Annotated in this window: 18 protein-coding genes; 9 read left to right on the forward strand and 9 right to left on the reverse strand. The window is 65.1% G+C overall.

The features are described 5' to 3' along the window. Positions 1-432: 432 nt before the first annotated feature. Genes CPH63_RS11045 through CPH63_RS11060 form a run of 5 tightly spaced genes read left to right on the forward strand, consistent with a single transcriptional unit; the run spans position 433 to position 2,970 of the window. Positions 433-1,059, forward strand: coding sequence for a hypothetical protein (locus CPH63_RS11045; protein ID WP_096303017.1), 627 nt, complete (start codon positions 433-435; stop codon positions 1,057-1,059). Next, positions 1,056-1,322 carry a hypothetical protein gene (locus tag CPH63_RS11050; RefSeq protein ID WP_096303018.1) on the forward strand — a complete coding sequence of 89 codons (267 nt, stop codon included), beginning with the start codon at positions 1,056-1,058 and terminating at the stop codon, positions 1,320-1,322. The genes CPH63_RS11045 and CPH63_RS11050 overlap by 4 nt, the downstream gene beginning before the upstream one ends. Before the next feature lie 2 nt (positions 1,323-1,324). Further along, the gene (locus CPH63_RS11055; RefSeq protein ID WP_096303019.1) at positions 1,325-1,891 is read left to right on the forward strand and encodes a recombinase family protein; all 567 of its coding nucleotides are present in this window, start codon (positions 1,325-1,327) and stop codon (positions 1,889-1,891) included. A 13-nt stretch (positions 1,892-1,904) separates the two neighbouring features. Further along, entirely contained in the window at positions 1,905-2,129 is a 225-nt protein-coding gene (locus CPH63_RS22255) for an antitoxin VbhA family protein (protein WP_172892197.1), read from the forward strand. Next, a complete protein-coding gene (locus CPH63_RS11060) occupies positions 2,122-2,970 on the forward strand; it encodes a Fic family protein (RefSeq protein WP_157749467.1) in 849 nt (282 codons plus the stop codon). The genes CPH63_RS22255 and CPH63_RS11060 overlap by 8 nt, the downstream gene beginning before the upstream one ends. Before the next feature lie 139 nt (positions 2,971-3,109). Here the strand turns inward: CPH63_RS11060 and CPH63_RS11065 are convergent, their stop codons facing one another. Then, positions 3,110-3,388: a hypothetical protein gene (locus CPH63_RS11065; protein ID WP_096303021.1), complete on the reverse strand. Its 279-nt coding sequence runs from the start codon at positions 3,386-3,388 to the stop codon at positions 3,110-3,112. After that, complete coding sequence (locus CPH63_RS11070; RefSeq protein ID WP_157749469.1) at positions 3,385-3,699, reverse strand: hypothetical protein; 315 nt, start codon at positions 3,697-3,699, stop codon at positions 3,385-3,387. The genes CPH63_RS11065 and CPH63_RS11070 overlap by 4 nt, the downstream gene beginning before the upstream one ends. Positions 3,700-4,105: 406 nt before the next feature. Here CPH63_RS11070 and CPH63_RS11075 point away from each other — a divergent pair, with 406 nt between their 5' ends. The 4 genes from CPH63_RS11075 to CPH63_RS11090 all read left to right on the forward strand — a co-directional run bounded on the left by CPH63_RS11075 (position 4,106) and on the right by CPH63_RS11090 (position 8,423). Beyond that, positions 4,106-4,516 (forward strand): MobC family plasmid mobilization relaxosome protein, encoded by a 411-nt coding sequence (locus CPH63_RS11075; RefSeq protein ID WP_096303023.1) that lies wholly within the window; start codon positions 4,106-4,108, stop codon positions 4,514-4,516. Beyond that, the gene (locus tag CPH63_RS11080) at positions 4,513-6,096 is read left to right on the forward strand and encodes a relaxase/mobilization nuclease domain-containing protein (RefSeq protein ID WP_096303024.1); all 1,584 of its coding nucleotides are present in this window, start codon (positions 4,513-4,515) and stop codon (positions 6,094-6,096) included. Before CPH63_RS11075 ends, CPH63_RS11080 begins: the two co-directional genes overlap by 4 nt. Positions 6,097-6,447: 351 nt before the next feature. Continuing rightward, positions 6,448-7,287 (forward strand): hypothetical protein, encoded by an 840-nt coding sequence (locus CPH63_RS11085; protein ID WP_096303025.1) that lies wholly within the window; start codon positions 6,448-6,450, stop codon positions 7,285-7,287. Beyond that, positions 7,284-8,423 (forward strand): XRE family transcriptional regulator, encoded by a 1,140-nt coding sequence (locus CPH63_RS11090; protein ID WP_096303026.1) that lies wholly within the window; start codon positions 7,284-7,286, stop codon positions 8,421-8,423. The genes CPH63_RS11085 and CPH63_RS11090 overlap by 4 nt, the downstream gene beginning before the upstream one ends. Before the next feature lie 286 nt (positions 8,424-8,709). Here the strand turns inward: CPH63_RS11090 and CPH63_RS11095 are convergent, their stop codons facing one another. The 7 genes from CPH63_RS11095 to CPH63_RS11125 form a co-directional block, all read right to left on the reverse strand. Continuing rightward, positions 8,710-9,450, reverse strand: coding sequence for a hypothetical protein (locus CPH63_RS11095; RefSeq protein WP_096303027.1), 741 nt, complete (start codon positions 9,448-9,450; stop codon positions 8,710-8,712). Between the two features lies 1 nt (position 9,451). Continuing rightward, positions 9,452-10,459 carry a hypothetical protein gene (locus CPH63_RS11100; RefSeq protein ID WP_096303028.1) on the reverse strand — a complete coding sequence of 336 codons (1,008 nt, stop codon included), beginning with the start codon at positions 10,457-10,459 and terminating at the stop codon, positions 9,452-9,454. Between the two features lie 49 nt (positions 10,460-10,508). Then, entirely contained in the window at positions 10,509-11,960 is a 1,452-nt protein-coding gene (locus tag CPH63_RS11105) for a hypothetical protein (RefSeq protein WP_197704661.1), read from the reverse strand. Beyond that, a complete protein-coding gene (locus tag CPH63_RS11110) occupies positions 11,953-12,285 on the reverse strand; it encodes a helix-turn-helix transcriptional regulator (protein WP_096303029.1) in 333 nt (110 codons plus the stop codon). The genes CPH63_RS11105 and CPH63_RS11110 overlap by 8 nt, the downstream gene beginning before the upstream one ends. Next, complete coding sequence (locus CPH63_RS11115) at positions 12,285-13,388, reverse strand: tyrosine-type recombinase/integrase (protein ID WP_096303030.1); 1,104 nt, start codon at positions 13,386-13,388, stop codon at positions 12,285-12,287. The genes CPH63_RS11110 and CPH63_RS11115 overlap by 1 nt, the downstream gene beginning before the upstream one ends. Before the next feature lie 538 nt (positions 13,389-13,926). Further along, a complete protein-coding gene (locus CPH63_RS11120) occupies positions 13,927-15,087 on the reverse strand; it encodes a DUF6461 domain-containing protein (RefSeq protein ID WP_371364773.1) in 1,161 nt (386 codons plus the stop codon). After that, positions 15,038-17,986: a hypothetical protein gene (locus CPH63_RS11125; RefSeq protein ID WP_096303032.1), complete on the reverse strand. Its 2,949-nt coding sequence runs from the start codon at positions 17,984-17,986 to the stop codon at positions 15,038-15,040. The genes CPH63_RS11120 and CPH63_RS11125 overlap by 50 nt, the downstream gene beginning before the upstream one ends. Positions 17,987-18,798: the final 812 nt, after the last annotated feature.

An 18,798-nucleotide genomic window follows, 5' to 3' on the forward strand; every position in this document is an offset into this window, starting at 1 on the left:
CAACCACGCCTTTTTTTAAACCCGCGCCGCCGCCTGGACCGCAGGCCTGGGTCGTCGCTGACGCGCGGGTCGGTGCGTGTCCTCCCTTCGCTGCGGGCCGCCCGACCAGCGCCCGCTCCTCAGTCGGGTCCTTCTTTTGAGCGAGGTCAATGCTGACCCAACGTTTGAACGCATACCGGTGATTGCGGGAGCCGAAAGCACGCTGAGGTCCGGCAGCCGTCAGGGGGTCGACGAGGAGGGCGGTCACCGCATTTGGGCAGCACGCCCCCGCCGGGCTCATACCAAGAAACGACCGTTTTCTTGTCAGACCCCAGCGCGACACTCATTGGGGCGATACGACTGCAAGAAACCCGTGTAGATAATCTACGTAAACTATTGCCTCAGTAGGACGTTTTATTTACACTGGAGGTCTGACGACGCAAGGAGACCGCGATGACTGCTCATGAGGTGGGCCGCACACCGTATGTCGGGGTGGGGGAGAGCGGCGCCCGCCGCTCGGCGCAAGTCGACCGCGAGGAAGCCGACACGCTCAGTTGGACGGATGAGCGAAGAGACGCGCTACTGGACTCGGCCCAGCGGTGGGAGGACCAGGCGTATCGGCTGATGCTGGACCGGCTCGGGCCGCGGCCGACCCTCGCGCAGCTGCGCGAGGCGGTGGGCAGTGAGGAGTGGCTGGCCGCGGTGGTCCTGCTGGAGCTGTCCCCGGCGGTCCGCGCAGACGCGGCCCAGTTCACGCAGTGGGCGCGCGATGGTGGCCGCTACGTCGATGGCATCGAGGGTGACGAGCAGGTCCGGTTGTTCAATGGCAACGCGCAGATGGACTGGGAGGCGTGGGTCGCGGACGTCGACGAGAGCGGGCGAGGATGGTCCTCGAGCGAATGGCGGCTATTTCAGCTCGTCGCAGCCCTGACTGTCCCGGACCGCAAGGTCGCGCTGCGCGGGGTGCTCGACGGACTCGGTTCGTGGGAGCACGCCGCCCTGGACGTGTTGGTGCAGTGGGCCAGCGGCGGTAACAACCGCGAGTACCCCGGCCGCTACCGAGTCGTGCCAGGGCCATGAGGAGCTACTACGGCCCTCGCGGCCCGTACGGGACCGAGAGCGAGGTCATCGCCGCCACCGGGCAGCGGGACTGGCCAATCACCGATAGCCATGCCGAGCACAACGCTGCCCGCCTGCAGGAAGCGGTCACCGCCGCTGGCGTCGAGGTCGGTTCCTACGACCAGCGGATCTTGTCCTGGTTGGCCGGTTATGAACCGCAGACCGTCGAGGTCATCGCGGCCCTTATCGCGCGAGCCGGTCAGCGCGGAATAGGCAGTGCCTGATCGTGGGACACGTCTATGGGTATGGCCGGGTCTCGACTCTGGATCAGAGCCCGGATCTGCAGCTGGATGCGTTGCGGGCGGCCGGGTCGGAGCGAGACTTCATCGACAAGGCGAGCGGGAAGGTCGCGCGGCGACCGGAGCTGGACAGGCTGCTCGAGGCTTTACTACCTGGTGACACCGTGGTGGTGTGGAAGCTCGATCGTCTCGGGCGCAGCATCAAGGATCTGATCGAGGTAGTGACCGGGCTGGGGGAGCGGGGCGTCGGGTTCCGATCGCTGACGGAGGCGATTGACACCACGACCGCCGGCGGCCGGTTGGTGTTCCATATCTTCGCCGCGCTAGCCGAGTTTGAGCACGCCCTCATCGTCGAGCGCACTCACGCCGGCTTGGCGGCAGCCCGCGCCCGCGGCCGTAAAGGTGGCCGGCCACCGAAGATGACACCCGAACGCATCCAACTAGCACGGCAGATGTACGAGTCCGAGCAATACGATGTGTCGGCGATCGCCAAGAACCTCGGTGTGAGCCGGCCGACGATCTACAAGCACTTGAATCACGAGACGAGACTGTAGGGAAGGTGGCACCATGACCGTCATGAGCGCAACGACCCAGCCCGCGACCGAGAGCGAGTGTGTCGACATCGCCCGGGCCGCCGGGCTCACCGCTGAGCAGGCCCAGGCGATGCGGAACGTGGCGGCGTCGTGGGCGATGGAGAACATGGCCCCGACCGTCGAGGAACTGCGCGTCGGCGCCGAGCTCGTGGCGGGGCGCATCGACTTCGCCGAGGCCCGACGTCAGCTCGGTGTCTGAACCACCACGCCGGTACTCCTGGGAGGACTACCTCTACCCGGCGAACGAGTTCGGTGTGCAGGTGCTACGCAACAAGCTGGGGCTGCGCGAGTTCGCTGCCTGGCATGACGCGGAACGGCAGCTCACCGTGCTTCGAGCGCAGGAGCTGATCGGCCGGCCCGAGCTGGTCCCGCGCACGTTCGACGTCGGGCATTGGAAGGCGATCCATCGCCAGATCTTCCAGGACGTCTACGAGTGGGCCGGAGAGTTCCGCACCGTCAACATCAGCAAGGCTGAGCTGGTCGACGGCGAGGATGGGAAGCTCAAGCAGCAGTTCAACCCGTTCGCACCCAGCGACGAGCTGGAGGGCTACGCGGACGCGGTGCTGGGCCACGTCCGGGCGGCCGACATGTTCGCCGGCCGGGACCGGGCCGGCGTCGTCGACGGGCTGGCGGAGTCGCTGACGTGGATGAATCGGCTGCATCCCTTCCGTGAGGGCAACGGCCGGACCCAGCGGATCTTGGCTGAGCACATCGCCGATCACGCCGGTTACCTACTGGACTGGTATCGGATCAGCCCCGAGGATCAGAACCGGGTCATGGCCCAGTCGTATCACGACGACATCGAGCCACTTCGGGATGCGCTCGAGGGTGCGGTGATCGCGATCCCGCGCGGCGGCTCGCTCGACGATTCGCCGTGGCCCACCGCGCCCACAGGACCGGCCCGGGCTCCGAACTTCTGGCAGTTCAGCAAGACCGGGCAGCAGGTTCTCGCGGACGCAGCAAAGGCCGCGGTGGATACCTCGCGCGCGGCCCAGCAACAGACGTCGAGCCGGAGCCCGGAGCCTGGTTACGACCGCTGACTGGTCGTGTCGTTCGCCGCGCTGCGCGCGGCCGCGGCCCGATCCTGGGCGTCGTGGAAGTGGTCCCGGCACCACGGCTTGCGGCCCAGATAATCCAGGACTTGGCCGCGCACTCGCAGCAGGTCGGCACCACGAGTGCCTACCCCCAGGTCCAACTGATACTCGTCCCGCGCTGGACTGTTTCGGCTTGCTGCTCGGGCGTCAGGTGGGCCAACCCATTACACACCCAGCCGGAGGTCCGTTCGTAGAAGTGATCCAGCGGAACCGGTGCCGTGCCACTGAGCCAGACTCGCATCTGCGGTTCGCCGGCATCGTCGAGGACGGTCTCGAAGGCGATCACCCGCGCGTACTCGGCTTTGAGCGGAGAGCCTTCAGGTTCCAGCGCCGCGAACCAGTTCTCGGCCGCGATGAGAGTCACGCAGGCTCCCGGTTACCCGCTTCGTCGCCGCTCCCGCTGCCGCGGGGTGCTCGGGGAGCAGCGGGCGGTTTGAGGCCAGCGCTGTTGAGCTCCTTCGCGGTCCAGCCACCGGCTAGGCACTCGTCCCAGATGTCGCGTGCTGCAGCGGCTTCGGTGGCGATCTGTTCGTCGAGCTTGGCGCGCTCAGCCTTCGTGTTCTCCCAGGCACCGAGCTGGTTAGCCAGCTTCTCGGCCAAGCCAACGCGGGCCTGCATCAGGCTCTTGATTGCCGCCGTGTGGGACGACGCAGCTGCCGTCTTGGTCTTAGCCATCAGTTCCCTCCCGTCCTTCCCATAAGTGCCGATCATAGCGGAACCCGGGCTGGGTCAAGGGTGCGCCGCAGGCGCATCGCGCAGCGACGCTCTGCGCCCTTGACGCGGTCCGCGTGGAGTGAATCATTCAGGCATCGGAAGGCCGGGAGAGTCGCCAGTTCCTGGCAAAGCCGTCCCTCGATAAAGTTGAGGCCCGGGTTGCCTGCGCCGTAGGCGCAGGCGGAGCCGTTCCTGCCCCGCGCCCCACCCTGCCGTGCCCGGTAATGCGTAGGCCACAGAGCAAGAGGGTAGCTAAGCTATGTTTATCTAGGCGACCGGTGGCGTAGCGCCGCCGTCAAGGAGCGGTCCGGACGGTGTCCGGGCGCTGCGCTGGGCATAGTTCGCGACGCGATGAAGGGCTGGGGAGATGACCAGGACAACGGCTGCATCTGAGCACCGTGCGTCGCGTCGTCGTCGTGTTGCCGGCGGCCGGCCGATGCAGGTGCAGGTGAAGTTCACCGAGGCTGAGTACCAGGGTGTCGCGGTGCGGGCGGTCGCGGCGGGGTTGACGGTGCCGGGGTATCTGGCGTTGGCGGGCCTGCGTCCGGAGGGTGTGGAGGCTAGCGATATCAAGGCGGCTTTGATCAATATGCGTGGTGTGCGGCGCGTGTTGGCGGGGGCGGCGAACAACCTGAATCAGTTGACGCATAAGGCTCATGGCACAGGGGAGTTCGATGCTGCGCTTCCGGTGTTGATGGATGCGTTGGAGCGGATCACTGCCCGGGTTGATGGTGTGGTGGAGGACATCGCGGGTTTGATGGGCGGGGGCCGGCGGTGATTTCGAAGGGGCTGCGCGGCGGTCGGCTCGGTGGTCTGATGCGGTACCTATTCGGCCCGGGCCGGCATGAGGAGCACACTCATCAGCGGGTGGTGGCGTGCTCGGACCCAACATGGGTCGGCACGGTCACGCCCGACAGCGAGACGTTGGCGAGCTTGGTCAACGAGCTCGACGAGCCGTATGTGGCGTTCGGCGATCCCACGAAAGACGGCTACGTCTATCACGTGGTGGTGTCAATCCCAGAGGTTGATGGGCCACTCAGTGATGAGCAGTGGAACGACACTGCGCGGACGTTCGCGACCCGGCTGGGTCTGGACGATGGTGTGCAGTGGGTCGCGGTGCATCACGGTGCGTCGGTCAACGGCAACGACCACATTCATATGGTCGTCAACCTCATCCGAGACGACGGCCGGACCGTGAACCTCTGGCAAGAAGGCATGAAACGACGCGGTGCGTGCCTCGAGCTGGAGGAGAAATATCAGCTGACGGCGACGGCTCAAGCTGGTTTGGGGGAGGGGAGCTTGTCCCGGCGGGAGGTCGAACAGGTCCGCGGCGGGCAGGTCTCCGCGGTGGCGGATCTGACCCGGCACCGGGTCGCCACCGTGGTGCGTGCTGTGGCGTTGGGCGCTCGGTCGGAACCGGAGTTCGTGGAACGCCTGCGGGGGGAGGGGCTGATTGTGCGAGGGCGTTTGGACAAGACGAACCCGAAGCATGTGACGGGGTATTCGATAGCGGCGCGTGGGGGAGACGCCGACGGCAAACTCGTCTGGTACGGCGGAGGCACCCTCGGCAAGGACCTTCGGCTACCCGCACTACGAGCTCGCTGGCGGCAAACACCGGATCAGCGAGCGGCGGCCGCGACGACCTGGACCTCGGACGCGCAACGGGCCCGCAAAGCCGAACCGCAGAACCTCACTGGCGCAGCGACTGCATTGCGGACGGCGTCGAGTTTGCTGAGCCGAGTCCCGGCCAGCGACCACTTCGCTTGGTACCAAGCAGCCACCGACTCCGCCGGCGTCCTGGCCGCAGCCGCCGCAGCGACCACCGATGATCGGCTGCGCCGGGAACTGATCAGCGCATGGAAGTCCGTACACAAGGCAATACCGCTTTCTGCCGACTCAAGAGCTGAGCCCCGGACAATGAGCGGTGAGCAGGTCGAGGTTCCCACTTCGCGGAACTGGCCGCGTCCTGCGGTAGCGGCAGCAGCGGGTATCGACCGCGAAGCGTCGACGCTGCTGGCAGGTGCATCGCGGGTTCTCATGGCGGCACGGCTCGCGGACGCGCCGCACGATGCCCAGATCCGGACCCTACTCTTACAGGCGATCCAACTCGCCGCGCAAATCAACCGGACGATCGCTGCGAGGAGCGAAGCGTCCGCCGCACAGCAGCGGGCTGCCCGCGCGACGTCCCGTGTCGCTGAGCTCGCGGCCGCACCGACGACGGTAGGGGGCTGGCAGTTCACGCGGACCGGCGCGGAGGTTCTCGAATCAGCTCGTGCTGCACGCGCAGCCGGCCATGACGTCGCCGTCAGTCGCGACCCAGGAACAGGGCCGGCGCCCGGCCCGGACCTAGCCAGATAGTTTTTGCAACTCCATTTCCCGTGTGGATGAGTGCGACCGGGGTGAAGCCGCGGTCGCGTAGGTTGGCGAGCACGAAAAGATCCTCTGCCCGATGTGCCACTCGAGCACCTGGGCATTGGCGAGCTACGCGCAGGCGGCCGCGCTTCCCCACTTCTGCGGTGAGCGCGCTGCGCAGCCGTCTCAATGCTTCCCGGCCGCGGCCATGGGATGGGCTACCACACGCTTCCGCACGCGTCGGCAGTAGGCGAGACACGCCGGGCACCTATTTCTCATGTGATCGTTTCTGGTGTAGAAATGAAGCTGTAAGGCCATCCCAATTGGTGGTCCTGAAGGACGGGAGGAATTCGGATCATGAGTCAATGGGCTGAGCGCCGGTTCGGCGCGATCGCGGATGACCTGAAGGCGGCCGTAACCGCGGCGCTGGTAGATGCTCACGCCGATGCGGTGGCCGCTCAGGCAGCAAGCGGTACCCGCAAGCGCGACCCGTACGGACACACGCTGAAGAATCGGCAGCACGAACAGCTCGTTGCCCGGGTCAAGGCCGGAGAATTTCCCGGCACCACGATCGTCCGACCGATTGGTGCCTCCTTCGATCTTGTCGTGATCCCGGAGACGAAGACGGTGCTGTTCCCGATCCGCGTCCCCGCCCGCTATATGACCGACTCCCTCTCCGGGCTTGACCGCACCAAGATTGATCTCTCCGAGCTCCGTCGCAACCTGCTCAGCGCGCCTAAACCTGGCGACCGCCAGCTGACGCTCGGCGACGCCGAACTCACCGACGACGAGCTGACCGCGCGTGAGGCTGAACAGGACCAACTCGTTGAGGCGCTGCGCGGCTACGCCCACGTGGTCTGCATCGTATTTGCCAGCGACGTAAACGCCATCTACAAGGCCCGGTGGGGCGACGCAGAATTGCCCGAAGGTGAAGATCATCTCGTATGGCAGGACTGGGAACCGCTGTCAGTGGCCACGGAGACCGTCGAGCGGACGGCGACGGAGCGGCGCCGCCTTCAAGTCGCCGGCGGCCAAGGCGAAGAGCCGGCCCACGCCGACTGGGTCGGCAACGTTCCCGTAGCCGACTTCGGGCTGCGGTCGCGGACCTCCTCTGCAGCGAGCCCTGCCGCAACTGAAATCAGCGAGGAAGCCAAGGTGCCAGACGAGGGCGCCGCTGCCGGTTCCGACGAATCGTGACTGACCGCAGAGGCCTACCTGACGCGGCGCTACGTGGCACGTTCAACCCGGATCGGCTGCGTCAAGCCCGCTATCTGGCCGAGAAGACCAAGCGCGAGTTAGCCCAGGGCACGGGGGTATCGCCGGCGGCGGTGGGACAGTGGGAAGCGGGCATTGCAGCTCCTCGGCCGGACTATATGCAACGGTTGGCCGATCTTCTCGACGTCCCGGTCGACTTCTTCCTCGCCGGGCGCCGCTATGTGCGTCTCGATGTCGGTGACGCGCATTTCCGCAGCCTGCGGTCGACACCGGCAGCGCTTCGCGCAAAAGCGATCGCCTGCACCGAGCAGGTCTGGGAACTAACCCACTATCTGGAGCAGCGTGTGCAGCTCCCGCTGGTTGATCTACCGGGGTTCTCCGGGGGAGAGGTGCATCCCGGTGATTACGCCGGCGATCCCAGCGGCGCGGCACGCGCTCTGCGCCGACATTGGCAGCTCGACGGGCCGATCCCGCATCTGGTCAATGTGATGGAACGTCACGGCCTGATCGTTACGTACCTACCCTTTAGCCAGGCCGAGACCAAGAAGATCGACGCGTTCTCGACCTCGCACCTGCCCAGGCCGATTGTCGTGCTCACGCCGGATCGGTCGATGGACGTCTACCGACATCGATTCACCGCCGCCCACGAACTTGGTCATCTGCTTCTGCACAACAACATCGCGCCCGGCGATCCGCTACAGGAAAAGGAAGCCGACCGTTTCGCGGCTGAACTTCTCACGCCGTCGCGCCTCATCGTCCCCGAGCTCCCGAAGCGTCTGGACCTGCATCAGCTCGAGCGGCTCGGTCGGTCGTGGGGGGTGTCGGTCGAATCTCTGATTTACAGGTCCCACGAAGTCGGTACCATCTCAGAGCCCACCTACCGGCGGGCGTTTCAACGCCTAAACCAGCTCAGAAACCTCGGCCTTTTTCCTGCCGAAAGCGTCAACGCATACCCAGGCGAGATCCCGTCACTACTCAGCAAGGCCTTCGACGTCGCCGCGCGAGAGGGGCTCACACTCACCGATCTCGCCGCAGCGCTGAAGATCAGAAAGACTCGGTTGCAGACATTGCTCGGTCGCAACGACGACCGCCCTCAGCTGCGATTGGTGGTCGACTGACTCGTCGCTGGGAGCCGCCCGTCGAACGACGAGGTCAGGGATGCCGGCTAACTTAGGGCATGACCGAATGACCTGAGATTGTCCGGATCGTCGATGCAGTAGCTGCGCTCAATCCGAAGCCACGTGCAGGAAGGTGGGCGAGCGTGTCTAGCTGCGTGGTCGACGCGGTCTGGTCAATCGGCTCCCAATACGACAACGTGACCGTGCCGATCACTCGAAGCGTCTTCGTAGCTTGCGTCGGTGCCGCGGTCAACCCGCTCATCGCCCCGGATGACCTCACGACGATTCAGAGGGCCGTGCGCCACGAGTCTTCGGCGAGTGGCTCGGCGAGGAGCGTCAGGCTATGCGACTGCATCGTGCCGCCGTAGGTTGGGCCGGCAGCGAGTGAACCGTCCGTGATCGGCCTGTTGCCCTTGAAGAAAACGGTTCCGTCGGCCTCACGGACGAATCGCACGAACGCGTCAGGTCCGTCTTCCTCGAGCCGATGGCCGAGCGGTTCGACGGTTCCGTAACGGCGGGGGAGCGCCTCTGGTAGGTGCCTACGTCCAAGCTTCAACCAAGCATCGGCGGCTGTGCCGTCGTCGTCTCCTGTTCGGACATACCAGCGCACCTCAACTGTGGACACGAGTCCGCTGTCAACGCGGGGCGCCTGACGCAGGCTCCCTCGGCTCCATATCTTGTTGGTCTGCTGGTCCAGCAGAACCCCGTTCGCCGCTTCGGCGAGACGGCGAGCGAATCTGATCGCGTGGGGGATCTCGGTTGCCGACGAGCCTTCAACCAACAGCTCGTAGAAGTACGACACGTCAAGGGCTGCCGCTGTCACCTCGCCGTGGACGTCCTCTGGCTCAGCGCGCACCGGAAGTGCCAGCGTGAACGAATATTTGCGTGTCGCGCCGCGCACCACCGTCCACGCCTCCCCGGATGGCAGTGACGCGTCTTCGACCGCCAAGCCGGCGTCAGCAAGCAGAGGGCGAATGTTCTCGGCGGTCAGCCCCCTCTCTGCATAGACCTGCAGGTCGTAGGACATCTCAGTCGTCCCCCTCACCCTGCAAGGACCTTGGCTTCCCCCAGCCCTCGCCTGCCGGCAGTCGGACGAGTTGAGCCACCGCCTCGTTCTTTCGCTTGCTGCCCAGACCGGCCCTGAGCTGTTGCAGGCTCGGATGGTCGGCTAATACACCGACCGCGGGCGGTTGCAGATGCCCCATATCGACCGCTGCAACGCGTCGCAGCGACGGGGCTGTCAGCAGGGGGGTGAGATCCGTGAGCCCCTTCATGGTCTCCATCCAGACCGTTTCTAGACGCGTGAGGCGCGAGAAGTCGGGCAGCGTTGTGACCTGCTTGAGCGACTGCAGGAACAAATACTGAAGATGATCAAGAAAAGCGATCGACGAAATGTCGTCAAGTCCGCGCACCATCCAGAGCTCGAGGTATTCGAGACAGCCGATCTCCGGCAGCAGGCCGAGGTCACGTGTGCCGCCGAGTTTGAGCGCGAGTGCGCGTAAATCGTGGAGCGGCCGGAGGATCGATAGATCGGGCAGCGTGATCGACCGGAGGGTCAGACTGCGCAAGCTGGCGAGCGAGGAAATGACATCGATGTCCTTGGTCTGACCCTCCACGAACAGCCGTCGCAGATTCGTGAAACGGGCCAGCGGCGCGAGCGAGACTCTTCGCTTCGTCTGGCCAATGCCGATCATGGTCGCTGTCGGAGGCAGATATCCAAGGCCGCTGAGGGAGTCGAAGTCTTTGTAGCGAAGGGCATCCGCAGAGAATTTCGTCAAAGTCGGGAAGTAGCGGAGGAACTCGAGGTCCTTGATCGAGCCGTCGTAGGAGCCATAGGCGCGTAACGTCACCGACGGGTACTGGCTGAGCCATTCAGCCAGCGTCTTGTAGTCGGATTCTGTGAGCGCACTCTTGAACTGGACCGTGTGGCATCGAGAGTCGAGGGGCCGAAGCATGTCGGCCGTGAGCGGCGACCCCACGTTACGAATAAACGGGTAGTCATGACTTTCCGGGATCTGTGCGGTAGGCGCCGTCATCTTGCTTCTCCCGATGGTTGTTGCTGGCTTCTGATCGCCGTGTAGCGACTCATGGGTGTGGCGGCGAGTTCAGCGTGCCGTTGGGTGACCTGGTTGCTGTAGCCGAGTTGGGTGGCGACGATCGGCGCGGGGACCTGGCGGACGAGATCGCGCAGGGCGGCGTTGCGGGCACCGAGCAGGTCGATGCCGATCGCGCGCAGTCGGTCCATGATCGAAATTGGATATGCAGGTGGCGACCGGCGCGGTAGCCGGGGAACAGCCAGGGGTTGCCGGAGGTGTTAGCGGTGCGCAGATTGGGCCGCGCCGTGAGGTGCTCGCGTAGGAGTTGCGCGAACGGCTCGGGGACCACGGCCGGCTCCTTGCCCAGCAGGACAAGGAGCCCATCAGGTGCGACCTGGATCTGCTCGGTGCGCATCGCGGCGACCCGCACCAGCGGCTGGGCGTAGAGAAGCAGCAGGACAGCGGCGACCCGGTAGGCAAGGGTGTCCGGTTCGCCGATGAGGCATCGGTGTAGCAGGTCGAGGCGGTCGTCCTGTGTGATGAGCCGACCGGAGCGAGCCTGGCGGAACCCGATACCCAGTTCGGAGCTGAGGTTCTGCTCGCCGCTCCAGACGATGAAGGTGCGGATGGCGTGCCGGGTGGTCAGGCCGCCGGCGAGCCATTCGTCAACGTCGCCCTGGCTGCAGGTGGAGATGGTCTTGTCCCGCTCAGCGAGCCAGGTGAGGAACCGGCTGACCTCGGTGATCTCCTGCTTGGACGTGTGCACGGCCCCGCGCAGTTCCTGGCCGACGCGTCGGCGGATCCGTCGCAGGTGGTGCCATCTCGCGAACTGCTCGACCGGCCGTCGAACAGTCGGGTCGTCGATGGAGTCGAGTCGTTCCTGCAGCCATCGCTCGAACCGGGCGAGGTCGGGATCGCGGCGGGGGAGTAGCCCGTGATGGACAAGCAGTTCACGGATGTGTTCGCGCGCGATACTTGCCGGCGCTTCCTCGAATCCGTCGTGTGTCAGTGGAATCGTGCCGTCGCCGAGCCCGCGTAGGAGGTGGTCGACCTTCGGGTTGCGTTTCCAGGTGTAAATGCTCTCGGGCCGATCCACGGTGGCGAGCACGTCGACGATGCGGGCGGCTTCGGTTGTTGCTGGGCCGTCGGCCGGGAGCAGGAGGGCGTTCAGGTCGTCGCGCAGCGTGCAGCGGGTGCAGAGTCCGCGGCGGTGGTGTTCGCCCTCGCTTCCGCAGCGGTGGCAGTCAAGGTCGGTGGTGATGCCTGCGCATGGTCGGCAGAGCTGACGGTTGCCGTCGCGGCCGGGTAGTAGCCGGTGTTGGCCGCACTGGTGGCAGCTGCCGTGGGCGCGGGTGGCGTCGTGGAAGCAGATGCCGCAGATGTCGCCGTCGGGCCAGCGGATGCGGATCTTGCCGGTGCTTCGTCCGCAGCGATCGCAGGTGCGAGCGCCGGTCGTTCTCGGCCGGCCGCGTGGGCGGCGTCCGGTGGTCGTGTCAGTCATCGCGCGTGATGCGGGCGCGGACGGGCTTGATCGCGTCGGTCAGGTTGACGACGTTGCCAGCGGCTGTGGCCTTGCGTGGTTTCTTCGCGTCGGCCGCGGTGAAGGTCATGAGGTCTTGCGGCCCGCATTGGAAGATGTCGGTGAGCGCGGCCACCAGCATCATTGAGACGCGTTCGGGACGCTGGGTCACGATGCGATAGATCTGCGACGGGGACAGGTCGATGCCGCGCTCGCGGAGCAGGGGAGCGAGGTCGGTGCTGTTGTGCATGCCGTGGCGGGCCATCATCTCGGCCAGCCGCCATTCGTAGTTGACATCGCGTTTCATCAGCTGCTCCGGGGTCGGGTCAGGGCATCGCGGATCGTGCCGTCGAGCACGTCACGCAGCATCGTGCGTCGGTAGTCGTCGGCCACAAACTCGTAGATCGCGGTCGTGGAGGCGTGCTCGTGGCCGAGCTGCTTCTGCACGAACAGGGCGTCGAAGCCGGCCTCGACGAGGTGGGTGGCGTAGGAGCGGCGGAACGAGTGCATGTCCAGCGCGCTGTCGAGGCCGAGCTGGTCACGGTAGCGGCGGAACCGGCCGCCGAGCGCACCTTCCGAGACCAGTCCGCCACGCTCGTTGGGGAACAGGTCGAGCCCTTCTCCAGCGAACCGGGGCAGACCGTGTTCGGACCAGTGGGCGAGCACGTCGGCCGACCAGTCGAAGACGGTCAGCACCGTGCGTCGCTTGGGTGCTGAGCCCTTGTGCGCCTTGCCGTAGCGGATCTCGACGGCACCGTAGCGACCGAACTCGCGGGCGTGCGGGTTGCGCTCGAAGTCGATCGTGCGCAGGTGCCGGACCTCGTTGCGGCGCAACCCGAACGCGTACACGGTCTTGAACAGGGTCGCGTCCCGAAGCGCCGGCAGCCAGCCCTTGCGACCGAGTTCGCGAACGCGGGCGACCTCGGCGTCGGCGTGGTCGAAGAACGCCTGCAGCTCGTCATGGGTGAAAGCCCGCTTGCCCGGGTCGTGCTCGTTCTCTTGGGAGTGGGTCGCCGTGTTCCACTCGAAGCAGACCTGGACGGGGTGGGTGCCGAACAGGTCCTGGCAGCGGTCGCCCCAGCCGTAGACGGGGTCGACCAGATAAGCGCAGAACAACTGCACCGCGCTCTGGTAGCCGCGGACAGTGTTCTGGCGTCGCTGCTTCTCGCTGCGCATGTCGCCGAAGTACTCATCGACATGCGCGTGCGTCCAGTGCCAAGGCATCTCGTTGGTGAAGTCGAGGAATCGGCGGATCACACGCTCACGATTGTTGATCGTGTCCAGGCTGAGGTTGCGCGACAGCTGCTGCCGCCGCCAACCCGTGAGCATCTCCTCGAGGACCTGATCGGCAGGGTTGAGGTACCGGACACCGCCGAGGCCAATGACGCGACCGAGGTCGTCAACCGCCACTAGTCACCTCCAGGACTGCCGCCGTAAGCTGACCGTATCATTCATCCGATGCAATGTAGACGACATGGCCCAGCAAACTCGGGACCTCTACGCGCAGCTGACAGCGTCACCGCCGCGCGTTCCGCCCAGTCGTCTGTGGACTGTCGTCGCCCTCTCAGCACCTCGGAGTCCAGCAATCACGGTCGGTCTAGCTACTTCGACCAGGCGCGTCTTGGGCGCGTGCGGCGGGAAGGGGTCATCGTGCATCGGTTGCAATGATGCCTGGTTTTATTGACATAATCTAGATTATCGGCATGACATTTCTCTTACAAAGTAAGGGGAATCGCTGCCGACGAACGATGGTCATACTGAGATCCTCAGTATGACCATGCGGATAATCGTCATTTCACGCAGTGTCGGACGAGCAGATTGGCGCGATATCTTCGGCGGGGAGCCACGGAGGGCTTATGCCGAATCGGCTACTTCGGTGCCCCAATAAGCGGGCCGGCGCCGGTACGAACGGCAGGGTCTTGGCGACCTGCCACCCATCGCCAGCGACTCACGGGGATTGGCGATGATCCGGCGTCGGGGGGTGCCCGTGGTCGAGGATGTATTCGATGTCTTTGAGCAGCGCGTGACTCGCTCCGGGTTCGTATACGAGGGCGCGCACCGCGCAGGCGATGGCGCCCAGGTAGCAGGTGGGATCGTCGGGGAGAGTCAGGTAGCGGAACGCGCGTAGTGCGTTCGTCAGCGAAACAGCGACGCGCTTGGCGTCACGCGTCTCGGGATGGTTGAGGGCGTCGCGGTCGCCGAAGACGACCGCCTTCAGCTCGTTGGCTTCTTTGCGTAGCTCAAGGAAGCCGTCAGTGGGCATCAGCGGCCGGCCGTGGCCGAGCTGGTCGAGCATGCCCTGCATCCGGTCGCTCTCGGCGAGCTCACTGACCTGGGCCGCGCGGAGTGCTGCGTACTCGGCCATGTCCCGGTTCAACTCAATTGGGTACGGCGGACCGATCAGGCGCGGGCCGAGGTCGATGACATTAGGCTCTCCGGGATTGCGTGCAAAGATGGCGAATGCTCCTGGAAAGCTCGCCGGCAGGAGCGGTTCTTCGGCAGGGGTGACGGCGAATCCGGAACTCATCACGTCGTCGAACGGGCCGTACAGGTCGATGCCTGTGTACTGCTCGACCATACGTAACGCGGTCTCGACGCGGTCCGCGCCAGCGGCCAGCTCAGCGGCGAGCCCCGCCAGCTCGGCAGGTAGTTCGGGTGGAGGTGTGTCCCATTCTCTGACGTCCACGACGCACTTGATCTCACCGTGCTCGGCGCAGCCGAACCGGACACTGAGGTTGACGTTCCAGAACGCGACCGCTGCCCGCCCGTGGCGCGAAGCCTGCGCCAGCACGAGGTCGGTGGTGCCTTGATAGCCGTTTACCTCAAGCGCGATGACACCGCCGACGGCCGGGTCGGTGAGCAGACTGGCCGAGACACCCGTCATCCGGCCCCGTAGTACCTGGTCCGCACGCATCCGGCGACGCCGGTTGGCCCCGAACGCTGTTAGTACAGCGTCGGTATCGGTACTGGTCGCTACCGTGACACACCCGGCCTCTGCCAACGCCGACATCCGTGTCAACCAGATATGAGGCTCCTCAGTCATTGAAGGGCACCGAACATCACGCGGAAACGGGAAGGTCGAGGACGGTGACGAAGAACGCGTCCCCATCTAGGACCCGGTCGACGACGTACTGACCCGCAAGCAGACCGCCCGCTGCACCGTTCTCAGCGCCAGAGACCATGCAGATGCTCCATCCACCCGGTCCCGTGCTCGGCGTAATTCCCGCTGGAAAGGTCACCCCGCAGCCGGGAACTGTGCGCGGCCCGAGGTTTGCTTCTGCTTGGGCCGCCGCTCCGTATTGGGTGGACTCGAATGGGTACTCGTCACAGGTTCTCCCTCCGCTGCGATCAAGCCAAGCCGGGCATGCGGCTCTGTTGTTCGCCGCTTTTAGAGCCGGGTCCATCGTGCGGACAAGTGGCCCATTGGCGAGCGTGCCAGGCAACCCCGATTGCTGCGCGAGAAAGATGTGCCGCCCGACGTTCGGGGCGACGGCTCCGTCGATGCCCAGGGTGGGGGTGTAGTCGGGGTAGACGCACCCGGGGATATATCGATTGATCGGGAGAACGTCGTCCTGGTTCAGCGCGTCGTCGCATCGGACTGTCGGCGAGTCGTACACCAGGGGCGTGCTTTCGCCGCCGACCCATGATGGGTTCAGAAATGACACCTGGATCCAACTGTTTACCTCGACGAATTTTCCAATGTGAGGGGATGTTGCGGCCTGCACGTTTCCGGTCAGGTCTTGGCCGCCGGTGGAGATCAGTTGTGTCGAGAAGTTCTGGACTGTCTCGGTGCATCCTCCTCCAGCGCAGCTACCGTTGGCAGTGAAGGAGCTGCCCACCGCGGTGCCCCATGGTGCGCTCACGGTTGTGAAGGTGATGTAGTGAGTGAAGTCGACCGACGACGTGTCTAGCGACTGCGAATCACTGACGAGGAAGTGGATGCCGCCGCTCGGAACACCGTCGGTAGTCACATCAAGGTCCACTTCCTTATCGAGGCAGGCCCAAGTTCTGGAAACGGCCTTCGGTTGGTTCGCCGCCGAGCAGGCGGAGGCGTCCGCGCCCCCGCCGGGGTCGGTCGGGTAGCTGGCGAGCTCGGCCGCCGAAGGTGTTGATTCGGTCACGCAAACCTGCTGCGTATGGCCGTCCGACCCCCGGGTCGTTGGCGTGCACTGGGCAACGCCGATTGGCGTCGAAGTTGGCGAATTCGTCCACTCCACCGCCGTTGGGGCGGTGACGTTGGTTTGCAAGTTCGCCGGCGGTATCGACGCTGCTGACCCGACCCACGCGACGTAGTTGTGGGTGACGGCGCTGCTTTGGCTGACGGTGACCGAGCAGGTGGTGCCGTTGCTGCACCAGGTCAGCTCTTGGCCGGTGGTGGTGTCTTCAATGTTGATGTAGGTGTAGGTGTAGGTGACATTAAATGGGCTGACCGCGGTCAGGGTAGTCGCGGTGGTAGCCGCCAGCACACCCGGGCTCGCTGACAACCTCATCCCCGCCCAGGGTGACCAGGTCACTGCCGTTGGGGCGGTGACGTTGGTTTGCAAGTTCGCCGGCGGTATCGACGCTGCTGACCCGACCCACGCGACGTAGTTGTGGGTGACGGCGCTGCTCTGGGTGACGGTGACCGAGCAGGTGGTGCCGTTGCTGCACCAGGTCAGCTCTTGGCCGGTGGTGGTGTCTTCAATGTTGATATAGAAGGAGGTGTAGGTGACATTGAACGGGCTCGTCGCGGTCAGCGTTGCGCCGACTAGTTGGTTCGGATTGGCGTTGTCGACCGTGAGGGTCATTCCACCCCAGGGTGACCAGGTCACTGCCGTTGGGGCGGTGACGTTGGTTTGCAAGTTCGCCGGCGGTATCGACGCTGCTGACCCGACCCACGCGACGTAGTTGTGGGTGACAGCGCTGCTCTGGGTGACGGTGACCGAGCAGGTGGTGCCGTTGCTGCAGTAAGTCACCGCTTGGCCGGTGGTGGTGTCTTCAATGTTGATATAGAAGGAGGTGTAGGTGACATTGAACGGGCTCGTCGCGGTCAGCGTTGCGCCGACTAGTTGGTTCGGATTGGCGTTGTCGACCGTGAGGGTCATTCCACCCCAGGGTGACCAGGTCACTGCCGTTGGGGCGGTGACGTTGGTTTGCAAGTTCGCCGGCGGTATCGACGCTGCTGACCCGACCCACGCGACGTAGTTGTGGGTGACAGCGCTGCTCTGGGTGACGGTGACCGAGCAGGTGGTGCCGTTGCTGCAGTAGGTCACCGCTTGGCCGGTGGTGGTGTCTTCAATGTTGATATAGAAGGAGGTGTAGGTGACATTGAACGGGCTCGTCGCGGTCAGCGTTGCGCCGACTAGTTGGTTCGGATTGGCGTTGTCGACCGTGAGGGTCATTCCACCCCAGGGTGACCAGGTCACTGCCGTTGGGGCGGTGACGTTGGTTTGCAAGTTCGCCGGCGGTATCGACGCTGCTGACCCGACCCACGCGACGTAGTTGTGGGTGACGGCGCTGCTTTGGGTGACGGTGACCGAGCAGGTGGTGCCGTTGCTGCAGTAGGTCACCGCTTGGCCGGTGGTGGTGTCTTCAATGTCGATGTAAAACCCGGTCGATGTGACATTGAACGGGCTCGTCGCGGTCAGCGTTGCGCCGACTAGTTGGTTCGGATTGGCGTTGTCGACCGTGAGGGTCATTCCACCCCACGGCGACCAGGTCACCACCACCTCGGAGGTGGGACCGGCCTGCACCTGAGTCGGGGTAGTACCAGACACGGTTCCGACCCAGCTGACGTAGGTGTGCGTGACCGCTGAACTTTGGGTCACTGATGCCGAACACGTCACGCCGCTGGCACACCAGGCAACAACATTTCCTGACGTCGTGTCTTTGATGTAGATCAGGTAGCTCGTGTAGGTGACGTTCACGGCGCTGGTGGCCGTCAGCGTCGCAGATCTGAGCTGATACGGGTTCGCGTTATCGACCGACAGCGAGATACCGCCACCGTCGCCGGCATCAAACGCTTTCACGGTCGAAGCACGCGACGTGACCGCAGCCCGGACCGTTGCTGCTGCTGGGCATGCGGCGTTGAGCGATGACTTTCCGTTCGCCGATGGGCAGATCTGCTCTCCCGCCGGCAGGCTTGTTCCGGCGGGTAGTCCTGTCTTTGCGCCAGCAGCAGTGGAGCATGCGGCGGCGGCCGGTGGGGTTTTGCCGTCGGTGACCGGGCAGGCCGTGCGGCCGGTGGGCAGGCTTGTTCCGGCGGGTAGTCCTGTCTTTGCGCCAGCAGCAGTGGAGCATGCGGCGGCGGCCGGTGGGGTTTTGCCGTCGGTGACCGGGCAGGCCGTGCGGCCGGTGGGCAGGCTTGTTCCGGCGGGTAGTCCTGTCTTTGCGCCAGCAGCAGTGGAGCATGCGGCGGCGGCCGGTGGGGTTTTGCCGTCGGTGACCGGGCAGGCCGTGCGGCCGGTGGGCAGGCTTGTTCCGGCGGGTAGTCCTGTCTTTGCGCCAGCAGCAGTGGAGCATGCGGCGGCGGCCGGTGGGGTTTTGCCGTCGGCGACCGGGCAGGCCGTGCGGCCGGTGGGCAGGCTTGTTCCGGCGGGTAGTCCTGTCTTTGCGCCAGCAGCAGTGGAGCATGCGGCGGCGGCCGGTGGAGTTTTGCCGCCGACAGTGGAGCATGCCTTCGCACCGTCTGGCAAACCGAGACGACCGACTGTCGCCGCTCCATGTGATGGAGTGGCCGCTGCAGGTGCCGAGGTTGAATCCGCCGAGGCCGACGACATAACGCTGACGACAACCAAAAGCCCTACAACAAAAGCAAACATCTGCTTACACGAACCGCGAA

The sequence above is a fragment of the Jatrophihabitans sp. GAS493 genome (assembly GCF_900230215.1).
Classification (GTDB): domain Bacteria; phylum Actinomycetota; class Actinomycetes; order Mycobacteriales; family Jatrophihabitantaceae; genus MT45.

Coding starts and splice junctions, on each gene's coding strand:
- CPH63_RS11085 (WP_096303025.1), top strand. CDS start 6,448: ATGAGTCAATGGGCTGAGCGCCGGTTCGGCGCGATCGCGGATGACCTG.
- CPH63_RS11095 (WP_096303027.1), bottom strand. CDS start 9,450: ATGTCCTACGACCTGCAGGTCTATGCAGAGAGGGGGCTGACCGCCGAG.
- CPH63_RS11075 (WP_096303023.1), top strand. CDS start 4,106: ATGACCAGGACAACGGCTGCATCTGAGCACCGTGCGTCGCGTCGTCGT.
- CPH63_RS11105 (WP_197704661.1), bottom strand. CDS start 11,960: ATGACTGACACGACCACCGGACGCCGCCCACGCGGCCGGCCGAGAACG.
- CPH63_RS11110 (WP_096303029.1), bottom strand. CDS start 12,285: ATGAAACGCGATGTCAACTACGAATGGCGGCTGGCCGAGATGATGGCC.
- CPH63_RS11120 (WP_371364773.1), bottom strand. CDS start 15,087: ATGGGGACGCGTTCTTCGTCACCGTCCTCGACCTTCCCGTTTCCGCGT.
- CPH63_RS22255 (WP_172892197.1), top strand. CDS start 1,905: ATGACCGTCATGAGCGCAACGACCCAGCCCGCGACCGAGAGCGAGTGT.
- CPH63_RS11100 (WP_096303028.1), bottom strand. CDS start 10,459: ATGACGGCGCCTACCGCACAGATCCCGGAAAGTCATGACTACCCGTTT.
- CPH63_RS11045 (WP_096303017.1), top strand. CDS start 433: ATGACTGCTCATGAGGTGGGCCGCACACCGTATGTCGGGGTGGGGGAG.
- CPH63_RS11050 (WP_096303018.1), top strand. CDS start 1,056: ATGAGGAGCTACTACGGCCCTCGCGGCCCGTACGGGACCGAGAGCGAG.
- CPH63_RS11070 (WP_157749469.1), bottom strand. CDS start 3,699: ATGGCTAAGACCAAGACGGCAGCTGCGTCGTCCCACACGGCGGCAATC.